This window comes from Paenarthrobacter sp. AT5 (assembly GCF_032764245.1).
Taxonomy (GTDB): Bacteria; Actinomycetota; Actinomycetes; order Actinomycetales; family Micrococcaceae; genus Arthrobacter; species Arthrobacter ureafaciens.
In genome coordinates this window covers 2,955,415-2,968,962 of record NZ_CP136441.1, presented here as the reverse complement: position 1 = coordinate 2,968,962, position 13,548 = coordinate 2,955,415, and the positions used below count along the sequence as shown (strand labels likewise).

Below are 13,548 nucleotides of genomic sequence, written 5' to 3'. Positions count from 1 at the left end.
ATCTCGTTTAGAGGGAACACTGAACGCATGATTTCATTCGTTACCGTTGGCGTCGTCGTCCTTACCAAGCGCGTGGCATAGCCCGACTGGTAACGAACTGTCACGCGCAAACCCCTCGAAGAGCCGTAAGGCTGAGGGGTTTTTTTATTTGCAAGACCCACCAATGAAGATCCACTAAGGAAGAGTCCGATGAGCAAAGGATCGCCGATCAGCCCCTCGCTGATGGCTGCAAAGTCCGCTGGAGCCACCAAGGCTCCGGAAAAGATCGACCGAACGGCTGACACCGTCGTCGACGCTGCTGCACCTCTCTCTCCTGTACTTGGGCCGAACAACGTTGTACCCCCAACGGTGATGACCGGCTCGCAAGCAATTGTCCGCTCGCTCGAAGAACTCGGCGTGGACGATATTTTCGGTTTGCCCGGTGGCGCGATCCTGCCCACCTACGACCCCTTGATGGCCTCCAGCATGAATCACGTCCTGGTCCGTCACGAACAGGGAGCCGGCCACGCCGCGCAAGGCTACGCCATGGTCACCGGACGGGTTGGCGTGTGCATCGCCACCTCGGGCCCCGGTGCCACCAACCTCGTTACCGCCATCATGGATGCCCACATGGACTCCGTGCCGATGGTGGCCATCACCGGCCAGGTCTCCAGTGGAGTCATCGGCACCGACGCCTTCCAGGAAGCCGACATCGTAGGCATCACCATGCCCATCACCAAGCACTCCTTCCTGGTGACGGATCCCAATGACATCCCGCACGTCATGGCTGAAGCCTTCCACCTTGCCTCGACCGGCCGCCCCGGCCCGGTCCTGGTGGACATCGCCAAGGATGCCCAGGTTGGCCAGATGACGTTCTCATGGCCGCCCAAGATCGATCTTCCCGGCTACCGTCCGGTTGTCCGCGGCCACAACAAACAGGTCCGCGAAGCCGCCAAGCTGATCGCTGCCTCCAGCAAGCCCGTTCTGTACGTCGGCGGCGGCGTGGTCAAGGGCCACGCATCCGCCGAACTCATGGAACTGGCACTGGCCACCGGCGCGCCTGTGGTCACGACGCTCATGGCCCGCGGAGCCTTCCCCGATTCGCACCCGCAGCACGTTGGCATGCCCGGCATGCACGGTGCCGTCTCGGCAGTCACCGCACTGCAGCAGGCTGACCTGCTCATCACGCTCGGTGCGCGGTTCGATGACCGCGTGACCGGTGTACTGAAGACCTTCGCGCCAACCGCCAAGGTGATCCACGCGGACATCGATCCCGCGGAGATCTCCAAGAACCGCACGGCGGACGTGCCGATTGTCGGCTCGGTGAAGGAGATCATCCCCGAACTGACCGAAGCCGTGAAGGCCCGGTTTGAACAAGTCGGTACTCCGGACCTGGGCTCCTGGTGGGCCTTCCTGAACAACCTGCGCGACACCTACCCCCTGGGGTGGACCGAGCCGGAAGATGGACTCACGGCTCCGCAGCGGGTCATCAAGCGCATCGGAGAACTCACCGGTCCTGAGGGAATCTACGTTGCGGGCGTTGGCCAGCACCAGATGTGGGCTGCCCAGTTCATCAAGTACGAACGTCCCCACGCCTGGTTGAACTCGGGCGGCGCAGGAACCATGGGCTACTCCGTTCCCGCCGCCATGGGCGCCAAAGTCGGTGAACCGGACCGGGTTGTCTGGGCGATCGACGGCGACGGCTGCTTCCAGATGACCAACCAGGAACTGGCTACCTGCGCCATCAACAACATCCCCATCAAGGTGGCCATCATCAACAACTCGTCGCTGGGCATGGTGCGCCAGTGGCAGACGCTGTTCTACGAAGGCCGCTACTCCAACACGGACCTGAACACCGGCCACGACACCATCCGGATCCCGGACTTCGTCAAACTCGCTGACGCCTACGGTTGTGCCGCCCTGCGGTGTGAACGCGACGAAGACATCGACGCCACCATCCAGAAGGCCTTGGAAATCAATGACCGCCCGGTGGTGATCGACTTCGTCGTCAGCCCCAACTCAATGGTGTGGCCCATGGTGCCCGCCGGCGTCAGCAATGACCAGATCCAGGTTGCCCGCAACATGACCCCGGAATGGGAAGAGGAAGACTAGGCCATGACCCGTCACACACTGTCCGTTCTGGTAGAAGACAAGCCCGGCGTGCTGACCCGCGTGGCCAGCCTCTTCGCCCGGCGTGCCTTCAACATCAACTCCCTCGCCGTGGGGCCGACTGAGGTCCAGGGCATGTCCCGCATGACGGTCGTCGTCGACGCCGACGGCGACCTGATCGAGCAGGTCACCAAGCAGCTCAACAAGTTGGTCAACGTGATCAAGATTGTTGAACTGACTTCCGAATCTTCCGTACAGCGCGACCACATCCTGGTCAAGGTACGTGCGGATGCCGCGACACGTCTGCAGGTTACCCAGGCTGCAGACCTGTTCCGTGCCGCCGTCGTCGACGTGTCTACAGACTCGTTGGTGATCGAGGCAACCGGTACCCCGGAGAAGCTCGCTGCGCTGCTCTCAGTGCTCGAGCCGTTCGGCATCCGTGAAATTGTGCAGTCCGGCACCTTGGCCGTTGGACGGGGATCCCGCTCCATGAGTGACAGGGCGCTTCGCTCCGCCTAAAGCACAGGCAGGGACTGCTCTTGCATGCCCTGCCCTGCGTTGCGCCCAGTACCGCAGCACCACCTTCAATATCTAGAAACCACTCAAGAGGAGTTACGCAAGTGACTGAAATGTTCTACGACGACGACGCAGACCTGTCGATCATCCAGGGTCGCAAGGTCGCAATCGTCGGTTATGGCTCGCAGGGACACGCCCACGCGCTTAACCTGCGCGATTCCGGCGTCGAGGTTGTCATCGCGCTTAAGGAAGGCTCCAAGTCGACCGCCAAGGCGCAGGACGCGGGCTTCACCGTCAAGAACGTTGCCGACGCCGCCGAATGGGCAGACGTCATCATGATCCTCGCGCCGGACCAGCACCAGCGCTCGATCTACAACGACTCCATCAAGGACAAGCTGACCGAAGGCAAGGCCCTCGCCTTCGCCCACGGCTTCAACATCCGCTTCGGCTACATCGAGCCCCCCGCAGGCGTTGACGTCATCCTCATCGCTCCGAAGGCACCGGGCCACACGGTCCGCCGCGAATTCGAAGCCGGCCGTGGCATCCCGGACATCATCGCCGTGGAGCAGGACGCTTCCGGTTCCGCTTGGGAACTGGCCAAGTCCTACGCCAAGGCCATTGGCGGTACCCGCGCCGGTGTCATCAAGACGACCTTCACCGAAGAGACCGAAACCGACCTGTTCGGTGAGCAGTCCGTACTCTGCGGCGGCGTTTCCCAGCTCGTCCAGTACGGCTTCGAGACCCTGACCGAAGCCGGCTACCAGCCGCAGATCGCCTACTTCGAGGTCCTGCACGAGCTCAAGCTCATTGTGGACCTCATGTGGGAAGGCGGCATCGCCAAGCAGCGCTGGAGCGTTTCCGACACCGCTGAGTACGGCGACTACGTCTCCGGCCCGCGCGTCATCACCCCCGAGGTGAAGGAAAACATGAAGGCTGTGCTGGCTGACATCCAGTCCGGTGCCTTCGCCAAGCGCTTCATCGACGACCAGGACAACGGTGCCGTCGAATTCAAGGAACTGCGCGCCAAGGCAGAGCAGCACCCGATCGAGGAAGTCGGCCGCGAGCTCCGTTCGCTCTTCTCCTGGCAGCAGCAGGACGAGGACTACGTCGAAGGTTCCGCAGCACGCTGATCCTTTGCAGCAATGCCCGTCCGGCACCACAGCCGGGCGGGCATTGCCCGTTTTACGCGTCCTTCGATCCCGTTCCGAGGACTGTGAACTTCTTCACAACCGGCGTGTCCGGCCCGTAACATCCCTGAGCGGGCGCCGGATTAGCCGTTCCGATTCGATATTCTGGGCCTGTCCGGAGTAGTGCCCGGGCCCCGCATCCGCTCCTTGTCCAGTACTGTTCCCAAGTTGTCCAAAGTAAGGTGCCACCCGTGTCAGCCACCAAACCCGTCGTCCTCCTCGCCGAGGAACTTTCGCCCGCCACGATCGAGGCACTGGGCCCGGATTTCGAGATCCGCCAGACAGACGGTGCCGACCGCTCCCAGCTGCTGTCCGCCATTGCCGACGTCGATGCCATCCTGGTGCGTTCGGCCACCCAGGTGGACGCCGAAGCGATCGCCGCAGCGAAGAACCTCAAAGTGATCGCGCGCGCCGGCGTAGGACTGGACAACGTAGACATCAAGTCTGCTACCCAGGCAGGCGTCATGGTGGTCAACGCCCCCACCTCCAACATCGTCTCTGCGGCGGAACTTACGGTGGGCCACATCCTGAGCCTCGCCCGCCACATTCCGCAGGCCAGCAGCGCCCTGAAGAACGGTGAGTGGAAGCGCTCCAAGTACACCGGCATCGAACTGTTCGAGAAGAAGATCGGCATCATCGGCCTCGGTCGCATCGGCGCTTTGGTTGCTGCCCGCCTCCAGGGATTCGACACCGAGATCCTCGCGTACGATCCCTACATCACTTCGGCCCGCGCAGCGCAGCTCGGGGTCAAGCTGGTAACGCTCGACGAACTCCTGGCCAACGCCGACTTCATCACCATCCACATGCCCAAGACCCCGGAGACCGTGGGCATGCTGGGCGCCGACGCGTTCCGGAAGATGAAGGAATCGGCCTACGTCATCAACGTTGCCCGTGGCGGCCTGGTTGACGAAGAAGCACTGTTCACCGCGCTGAAGGAAGGCCAGATCGCCGGCGCCGGCGTCGACGTGTTCGTCAAGGAGCCCAGCACGGACCTGCCGTTCTTCGAATTCGACAACGTGGTGGTCACTCCGCATCTGGGTGCTTCCACGGACGAGGCCCAGGAGAAGGCCGGCGTGTCCGTAGCGAAGTCGGTACGGCTCGCCCTGGCAGGGGAACTCGTTCCGGATGCCGTGAACGTCGCCGGCGGTGTCATTGCCAGCGACATCCGCCCGGGCATCCCGCTGATCGAGAAGCTCGGCCGCATCTTCACCGCCCTCACCCACGCGTCCCTGACGCAGATCGACGTCGAGGTTGCCGGCGAAATCGCCGCCCTGGACGTCAAGGTCCTGGAGCTTGCCGCGTTGAAGGGCGTCTTTGCCGACGTCGTCACGGAGCAGGTGTCCTACGTCAACGCGCCGGTGATTGCTGAGCAGCGCGGTATCAACACGCGCCTCATCACCACCCCCGACGCCGAGGACTACCGCAACGTCCTGACCATCCGCGGTGCGCTCAGCGACGGCTCGCAGATTTCCGTGGCCGGTACCCTGACAGGACCCAAGCAGGTCGAGAAACTGGTGGGCGTCAACGGCTACGACGTCGAAATCCCCATCAGCGAGCACCTCGTGGTGGTTGCCTACGCGGACCGTCCCGGCGTCATCGGCACCATCGGCCACATCCTGGGCATGAACAACATCAACATCGGTGGCATGCAGGTGGCCCGCCAAACCGAAGGCGGCCAGGTGCTGGCGTTGCTGACCATCGACAGCTCCGTGCCGCAGCAGGTACTGGAAGCCATCAAGGCCGGCATCGGCGCGGACATGGTCCGCGAAGTCGACCTGGAGGACTAAGCACGGGCTTAGCCAGATGAATTCGGCGTGCCCGGGAACACACCCCTGACGCGCATGCGTGGCCGGTCTGCTTACAATGGCTGGGTCCGGAATTCGGACCCGGCAGCAGGCCGGCCACTACTTTTTGCACACCAAACCCGCGGCTCCTTTGTGTTTTCGAAGGGTCGCGGTCCATGTGTGCGCGCCCGCAATCAAGGTCTCAGGGAGCCCAATGAACGCCGTCCAAAGGTTCATCAGAAGCCGTGTGCTGCTGCTGACCGCGGCCATTTTGATCGTCGCCATGTGCTTGTCCGTCGTCGTCCAGAGCCAGTCGCAGGCGGCCCTGAACAGGACTGTGGATGAGAACTCGCGGGGTCTTTACGACATCCTGGTCCAGGCAAAGCCGGACCAGGAGGGGGACGGCGAGGGCGGCGCCCTGATCCAACCCGAAATTGCCAACGGCCAGGGTGGCATCAGCTTTGAGCAGCTGGAAAAAATCAGGAACATGGGCAACACGGCAGTTGCCGCACCCATCAGCCTTGTTTCCCGCGTATCGCAGAACCTCGAGGCGCCGCGCCTGAATGCCATGGACTACCTCGGCTACAACTCGGGCCTTGCCGGGGCCATCACGGCAGGCGATCCCTCGGCGATGGACTCCGCCAAATGGCCGGAAGCCGAATCGGTATTGTCGGACACCCCGAAGAAGTACCGCTTGACGGCCACGGCCACCAGCTCTGATGGCGTCAACCAGCAGACACTCTTCAAGACCAGCGCGGAAGGCACCTTGGGCAAGGGCCGCCTGGTTGAGGAAAAGACCACCGGTGGCTCCAACGTCCGCATCGCCGGGCCGGAAGGGGAGACGGGCATCAAGTTCCCGGCCCCCGCGCTCGGCTCGGAGCACAACTTGTTCAACCTCTCGGTGGCCCTTCCCCTGGCCCCCGAGGTGACGGAGTCCGTCGTCGCCGTCGATCCCGCGGCCGAACGGGCGCTGCTTGGGACGGCAGGAGACTTCCTGGCACCGCTTGAAAAGGCCCCGCCGGCCGATGCCCGCAACGCGGGCGCAATCGGACGCCACTTCGAAAGCCTCTTCACCACCGGCTTGAGCATGGAGCAATTGGAGGAAGGCCCGGACTTCCTGGGCGTCAAGCTCAAGTACTGGGCCCCCTTGATGACCCAGTACCAGCAGGCCAAGCGTGACGGCCTGCTGACGGACGAGTCACAGGCGATCCCGCTGATTGTCCGCTCGGGCACGTCCCTGGACCTGCAGTACTCGGTGAAGATCGAGGAAATCGACTCCAACGGCAAGGTCCTCAAGGACGTGGGCACCGTGAGCCGTTCCCTGGACAAGGACTACCTCCCGTTCGTATCGAAGTCCCCGTTCGCCCTGGAATGGCCGGGTTCCACCGATCACAGCAAACTGCTTGGCAGCACCGCTTCCTTCAGCCAGGGCCTCTACAACCCGGCCACCTGGAGCACCGCTTTCGCTGCTGCACCGAAGTACAAGGACGGCGACGACGCCGCCAACGGTGCTTCCGACAAGACCGCCACGCCGGGGGACTGGGTGACGGTCAACCGCCTGCCGGAGAAGTCTTCGTTCGGGGCAGCGGTCGACCAGACGCAGCGCAAGCCCGTCGAAGAGCGCGCGTACCGCGAAGACCTGGCGACCGGCAAGAAGCCGGCTACTCCGATGCCCATGGTCTACGGCACCTTCAATCCCGGTGACGTCCAGGCAGCAGCCGGCGACGTGAACAAGCTTCCGCTGGGCGGCTACGATCCGGCACCGATGACCCTCACCAAGGACGCGAACGGAAAAGACGTCGAGGGTACCGTGCTCAAGCCTTCACTGAGTGCCACCGGCCTGGTGAGCCAGTCGGCCGGCGCGATCACCGACTACTACGGCCTTGCCGCCGCACGCGGCTACGACTCCAATGCCAACGTCATCGACGCCATCCGTGTTCGTGCCAATGCCCCGGGAAACTGGAAGCAGGCTCAGCCGGATGTCGAGAAACTGGCTTCGGAGATCCGCGCCCTCGGCCTGGAGGCAACCGTGGTGGCCGGGTCCGCCCGCGAGGACGTCAACATCTTCGTCCCCGGCTACAGCAAGGACGACTCGGGCAAGGAATCGGCCCTCGGGACGGTCCAGCAGTCGTGGGTACGGCAGGATGCCGCCGACGCTGTATCCGGTTCCCTGACCGGTACCAACATCACCCTGCTCTTCCTGACGTTGCTTGGAGCCACGCTCCTGACCGGCGCCTCGACCGTGAGCTACATCCGCCAGCGCAGAAGCGAAGCAGGAATCCTGCGCGCCATGGGGTGGACGCAGAAACGCATCAGGTCCTGGGTGCTTGAGGAGTTCGCCGTCGGTGCGGCTGCCCTCGCCGCTGCCGGAATCATCCTGAGCTTGCTGAGCTGGAACCTGGCGACGGTCATTGTGTCCGCCACCATGCTGGTCATCTACGCGGCAGCTGCCCTGCTGGCCGCACAGCAGCTGCGTCACCGCGTGGTGATTGACCAGGAGCCGCAGCACGACGACCGCCTCGTGACCGTGGACTCACCCCTGACGTTCGCCAACCGGCAGTTGACCACCAACAAGTTCAACTCAGTCTCGCTGGCAGTGGCAGTGGGAGTGTTCGGCGCAGCCGTCGGCGCGCTGATCGCCCTGCTGATCGACATTCCCCGGGCAGCCGGTGCCAGTGCCCTCAGTGGCCTGGCGGCTGCAAGTGTCGCTCTGCCCAGCGTGATCCTGGCTGTGTTCGGCGTCTTGGTCGGCCTGCTGCTGACACTTGTCACCGGGCGGTTCGAACTCCATGCCAAACGCGAATACCTGGGCACCCTCCGGGCCATGGGCTGGAACCCGGACATGCTGGGCCAGGTCCGCTTCTTCGAAAACGCTTTGGTAGGTACCGTGGCCCTTCCCCTCGGTGTCCTCGGGGCGCTGGGACTGGGGCTGCTCCTGGCCCCGTATGCGGCCCTCTGGGCCGGGCTGGCCGGCCTGCTGGCCGTAATTTGCTGGATTCCGATTGCAACGAAAGTAGTCAAATGACTGACAACCTCAACACCGAGCTGACGGCCACCCCGGAGTCCACGGAAGAGTCGCTGCAGACCCGGGCCAACACCATCGTCAAGGCCACGGACCATGCCACTCCGCTGGAACTGCGCAAGGTGACCATCCACTATGGCGGAGACAAGGGCGGGGCCGAGGAAGTCGACGTCGTCGATGACTTCAACCTGACGCTGCACGCAGGCGAGATGCACTGCATCGCCGGTCGAAGCGGCTCCGGCAAGACCAGTATCCTGACCGTCAGCGCGGGACTCACCCTCCCGACGTCGGGCCAGGTCTTTTGGGAAGGCACGTCGCTGGAGTCGATGGGCGACGACGAGATCGCCGACCGCCGCAGGGCGCTCATCGGCTATGTCGACCAGGGCGGTGCCTTGATCGAGGGCATGAGTGCCCTGGAGAACGTGCTGCTTCCCGCCGTGCCGGACGGCGAAGTGGAACAACGCACCGAAATGGCCAAGGACCTCCTGGACCTGGTGGGCCTGGGCCGCCGGATGCGCCACCGTCCCGCCCAGCTGTCCGGCGGTGAGCGCCAGCGCGTCGCGATCGCCCGCGCGCTCATCCTGGGCACCCGCGTCCTGGTGGTTGACGAACCGACGGCGAGCCTTGACCGCGCAGCGGCCAACCGCATCATCGGGATCCTGAAGGACACCACCAGTGACGGCATCGCCGTCCTCGTGGCGTCACACGACCACGAGCTGGTCCGGCTCAGCGATACGCTGACCGAGCTTAACTAAGCTTCTTCCCGCTGAAAATAAAGGTAACTTCTTAGAGTGACGTCTGCAGAGAAATCCCCGTTCTACATCACCACGGCCATCAGCTACCCCAACGGCGTGCCGCACATCGGCCATGCCTACGAGGTCATTGCCACCGATGCCATGGCGCGGTTCAAGCGTCTGGACGGCCATGAGGTGTTCTTCATGACCGGAACGGACGAGCACGGACTCAAGATGCAGCAGTCCGCGGAGAAGGAAGGCCTGACGGCCAAGGAACTGGCCGACCGGAACTCTGCTGCCTTCAAGCAGATGAGCCAGGACCTCGGCATTTCCTACGACCGGTTCATCCGCACCACCGATCCGGACCACTACGCCGCTTCGCAGGCCATCTGGAAGAAGATGGAAGCCAACGGCGATATCTACCTGTCCAAGTACGAGGGCTGGTACTCCGTCCGCGACGAGGCGTACTACGTCGAGGACGATACCGTGGTCAAGGAAGACGGCCTCCGCTACTCCAAGGAAACGGACACGTTGGTGACGTGGACGGCGGAGGAAAGCTACTTCTTCAGGTTGTCGGCCTACCAGGAGAAGCTGCTCGCCCTCTATGAAGCCCACCCCGACTTCGGCGCGCCGCAGTCCCGGTTCAACGAGGTCATCAGCTTCGTCAAGCGTGGCCTGGAAGACCTCTCCATCAGCCGGACCACCTTCGACTGGGGTGTCCCGGTTCCCGGGGATGAGAAACACGTCATGTACGTGTGGGTGGATGCCCTCACCAACTACCTCACCGGCGCGGGCTACCCGGACACGGAGTCGGAATCGTTCAAGAAGTTCTGGCCGGCAGACGTGCACATCATTGGCAAGGACATCTCCCGGTTCCACGCCATTTACTGGCCGGCATTCCTCATGAGCGCGGGGCTGGAGTTGCCCAAGCGGGTCATGATCCACGGCTTCCTGACCAACAACGGCGTCAAGATGTCCAAGTCCCTCGGCAACGTCGTTGCCCCACGGGACTTCGTGGAGCGTTACGGCTTGGACCAGTGCCGCTTCTTCTTCCTCCGCGAAGTACCGTTCGGTGCCGACGGCAGCTACAACCACGAGGCAATCGTGGGCCGCATGAACTCGGACCTGGCAAACAACTTCGGCAACCTCGCTCAGCGATCCCTGTCCATGGTGGCCAAGAACTGCGAGGGCAAGGTTCCCGTGCCGGGGGCATTCACGGCCGAGGACCAAGCCTTGCTCGAACAAGCCGGAAAGTTGCTGGAGACGGCACGCGGCGCGTTTGAGAAGCAGGAGTTCAGCCGCGCCCTCGAAGCCATTTGGACGGTGCTGGGGGATACCAACGCCTACTTCGCCGAGCAGGCGCCCTGGGTGCTGCGGAAGACTGACATCGAGCGCATGAACACGGTCCTGTACGTCACCTTGGAGGTGGTCCGGATCGTGGCGATCCTCGCCCAGCCGGTCATGCCGTCGTCGTCGGCCAAGTTGCTTGAGGTGCTGGGACAGCCGGAAGGCCCTGCCCGCCTGTTTACCGCGATCGCGGCGCCCATCCAGCCTGGCACGGAGCTTCCCGCACCCGTTCCGGTGTTCCCGCGCTACGAGGAACCCGCCGAAGCCTAGGTGAACGCTCTTTCACCTACCGCCACCACACGGCAAACGCTCTTCCACCTCCCTCCGTTGATCCGGGGAAGATGGAAGAGCGTTTTCGTTTAAGCGTGGTGATGTGACAGAGCGTCAGGCGGTGGCGAGTCCCTCCACCGGGGACAACCGCGCTGCCCGGCGGGCCGGGACCACCGAGGCCAGGAGGCCTGCGACCACGGCGACGCCGAACACGGCCGCCAGCTGTCCCCACGGAACGGAAGGAATGACGTCGGCCATGCCGCCCAGCGTCGCCTGGGCACCGAGCCAGCCGTAGACAATGCCGAGGCCACCACCCAGGACGGCTGCCACGCCGGCCACCAACACGGCTTCGATGGCGAGCATCCCACGGAGCTGGCCCTTGGTCAGGCCGAGCGCCCTAAGCAGCGAGTTTTCCCGGGTGCGTTCCAGGACGGACAGAGACAGCGTGTTGGCGACGCCGATCAGCGCGATCACCACCGCGATCCCCAACAGCCCGGTGACCACCAGGAGCAACACGTCGATGATGCTGTTGAACGTCGCCCGCTCTATGGCCGCGCCGCTGACCGTCCGCTCAGGTACGCCCAAGGCAGCTGCGATGTTCTTTTGGATTGCCTGCACCTGCTCGCCGGACACGGAGTCCGCCACCTTGACCCAGACCATCCCCGGTGCTTCCGTGAGCGGACCGGCGGTGATCGTGGAATCGGCCACGAAGGGCGGGATATGCCGCGTCGTGAGGACCGTAGCGTCGAGGGTTACCGTGCCGGCCGCCGTCGTGATGGACGCCGGGCCGGTGGGCGAGTCCTCGGGCAGGTAGACCTTCGCGGGTGCGGGTCGAAGTTTTTCGTCCCGGAGCACGGCAGAAGCGTCGGCGCTGCCGAGGGCGTAGATGGCGCCGCCGCCGTCGGGCGCCGACCCGTCGGCGAGGCGGCCCACCGGCTGAAGGAGGGCAGCTGCGCTGACACCGTCCAAGGCACGGATCTTGTCCAGGGCCTGCTGCGCGTCGCCCGCATCCGGACCCACGGCGGTGGGCGCGGCCAAGTCGACGGGATACGTCTCGGCCAAGGTGCTGTTGAATGCCTGCCTGGCTGTCGACGCGCCGGTCATCATGAGCGACACGAGCGTCACTCCGATCAACAAAGCAGCAGCCGTGGCCGAGGTCCGGGCCGGGTTGCGCGTGGCGTTGACGGCGGCAAGCTTGCCGGGCACCCCGGCCGGCGAAGCCAACCGCCCTGCCCAGGACACCACAGCCGGAATGAAGAGGCTGGAGCAGAGCAAAACTCCAATGAAGGAAGCGGCGCCGCCAAGCAGGGCGACCTCCAAGGAGACCGAGGCGCTCCCAAACGCCAGCAAGGCACTTCCGCCGGCCAGGACCACCGCGCCCAGTACCAACCGCACCTTGCCGCGACGGTTCCGGACAGACGCGTCATCGGCCGGACGCAAGGCAGCAAGAGGTGCGACGGCGGTGGCCGCCTTCGCGGGGACCAGCGCGGCGATGACGGTCAGCAGGGTACCGGCAAGCAGCCCCGCAATAACGGCCGACGGCGGCACGGCCAGCGTGGCGAACGTTTGCCCGGGCTGGGTTGCAGCCCACGCGACGAGGCCGGACATGACCCCTACCGCGGCGGCGACACCGAGCACCGAGGCAAAGAAACCAACCGCCAGTGCTTCCACGATCACCGAGCCGCGGATCTGCGGGCGCCCCGCCCCCAGGCAGCGCAGCAGAGCCAATTCCCTGGTGCGCTGGGCAACCAGCACGGAGAACGTATTGGACACCACCAGCATGGACACCAGGATGGCCACACCGGCAAAGGCGAGCAGGACGATGGTGAGCTGGTCCTGGCCTCCGCTTAACATCGCAACGGTGGCGGTGACCTTTTCCTGTGCCGTTTGCAGGACCGGCCCCTCGGCTCCGGCCGCTTCCATGCGGTGTGTGATGTACTCCTTCGCGGCAGCAACGTCCTCGCCGGGCTTCAGAATGAATTGAACCCCGCTGAATTGGGCCCCGCTATGTCCTGTCCCCGCGCCCAGGACAGCATCGAGGACGGTCCCACCGGCAATCAGTTGTGCGGCGGAAGAGGCGAAGGGATCATTCGTGGGTTGGACCAGGCCGGAAACCGTGACTATGGCTTTCTCTTCCGGTCCGGAACCCCGCAACTCCATCGTGCTGCCGGGGTCCAGGTTCAGGTGCCGGGCCGTCTTGGCGTCCAAGAGTACGTCGAAGGGTTTCAGGGGCATTGTGCCGGATACCAGCTCGGCCCCTTCAAGTCCGGCGGGCGCCGCGTTCCGCAGCCGGCCGAACTGCTCGCCGTTTGCTTCGAAGGTCACGTAGGTGGACCGTTCGGCATAGCTCTGGTCAACGGCCGGCGACGACGCGGCGGCGTCCACCGCCGCTTTGTTGAACGGGTTCCCGTTCCTGGGCGTCGCCACCAGATCGGCGTTCCGGTAAGCCTCGCCAATGCTCGCCCCGAGCGAGGCATTGGTGCTGGCACCCACCATCAGGGTGGCCGACAGGAACATCACGGACAACATCACGGCCAAGCCGATGGCGATGAAGCGCCGGTAATGGGTCTTGAGTTGGGACAGGGCTACTCGCAGCACGC

8 protein-coding genes are annotated in these 13,548 nt (G+C 64.2%); 7 read left to right on the top strand and 1 reads right to left on the bottom strand.

The window, feature by feature from the left end:
- Positions 1 to 189: 189 nt before the first annotated feature.
- The 7 genes from RI444_RS13645 (at position 190) to metG (ending at position 10,948) form a co-directional block, all read left to right on the top strand.
- Complete coding sequence (locus tag RI444_RS13645) at positions 190 to 2,091, top strand: acetolactate synthase large subunit (protein WP_021470924.1); 1,902 nt, start codon at positions 190 to 192, stop codon at positions 2,089 to 2,091.
- 3 nt (positions 2,092 to 2,094) lie between these two features.
- The gene (gene ilvN, locus RI444_RS13640) at positions 2,095 to 2,607 is read left to right on the top strand and encodes an acetolactate synthase small subunit (protein ID WP_207604480.1); all 513 of its coding nucleotides are present in this window, start codon (positions 2,095 to 2,097) and stop codon (positions 2,605 to 2,607) included.
- A gap of 101 nt (positions 2,608 to 2,708) precedes the next feature.
- Entirely contained in the window at positions 2,709 to 3,734 is a 1,026-nt protein-coding gene (gene ilvC / locus RI444_RS13635; protein WP_021470922.1) for a ketol-acid reductoisomerase, read from the top strand.
- Positions 3,735 to 3,982: 248 nt separating this feature from the next.
- Entirely contained in the window at positions 3,983 to 5,578 is a 1,596-nt protein-coding gene (serA, locus tag RI444_RS13630) for a phosphoglycerate dehydrogenase (protein WP_062097096.1), read from the top strand.
- A gap of 211 nt (positions 5,579 to 5,789) precedes the next feature.
- Positions 5,790 to 8,600 (top strand): FtsX-like permease family protein, encoded by a 2,811-nt coding sequence (locus RI444_RS13625; protein WP_021470920.1) that lies wholly within the window; start codon positions 5,790 to 5,792, stop codon positions 8,598 to 8,600.
- Positions 8,597 to 9,352: an ABC transporter ATP-binding protein gene (locus RI444_RS13620; RefSeq protein ID WP_021470919.1), complete on the top strand. Its 756-nt coding sequence runs from the start codon at positions 8,597 to 8,599 to the stop codon at positions 9,350 to 9,352. The genes RI444_RS13625 and RI444_RS13620 overlap by 4 nt, the downstream gene beginning before the upstream one ends.
- Before the next feature lie 36 nt (positions 9,353 to 9,388).
- On the top strand, positions 9,389 to 10,948 hold the full coding sequence (metG, locus tag RI444_RS13615; protein ID WP_021470918.1) for a methionine--tRNA ligase: 1,560 nt from the start codon (positions 9,389 to 9,391) through the stop codon (positions 10,946 to 10,948).
- Between the two features lie 114 nt (positions 10,949 to 11,062).
- On the opposite strand, the gene RI444_RS13610 is transcribed toward metG, so the two are convergent.
- A complete protein-coding gene (locus RI444_RS13610; protein WP_207604481.1) occupies positions 11,063 to 13,546 on the bottom strand; it encodes an ABC transporter permease in 2,484 nt (827 codons plus the stop codon).
- Positions 13,547 to 13,548: the final 2 nt, after the last annotated feature.

Coding starts and splice junctions, on each gene's coding strand:
- ilvN (WP_207604480.1), top strand. CDS start 2,095: ATGACCCGTCACACACTGTCCGTTCTGGTAGAAGACAAGCCCGGCGTG.
- RI444_RS13620 (WP_021470919.1), top strand. CDS start 8,597: ATGACTGACAACCTCAACACCGAGCTGACGGCCACCCCGGAGTCCACG.
- RI444_RS13645 (WP_021470924.1), top strand. CDS start 190: ATGAGCAAAGGATCGCCGATCAGCCCCTCGCTGATGGCTGCAAAGTCC.
- RI444_RS13625 (WP_021470920.1), top strand. CDS start 5,790: ATGAACGCCGTCCAAAGGTTCATCAGAAGCCGTGTGCTGCTGCTGACC.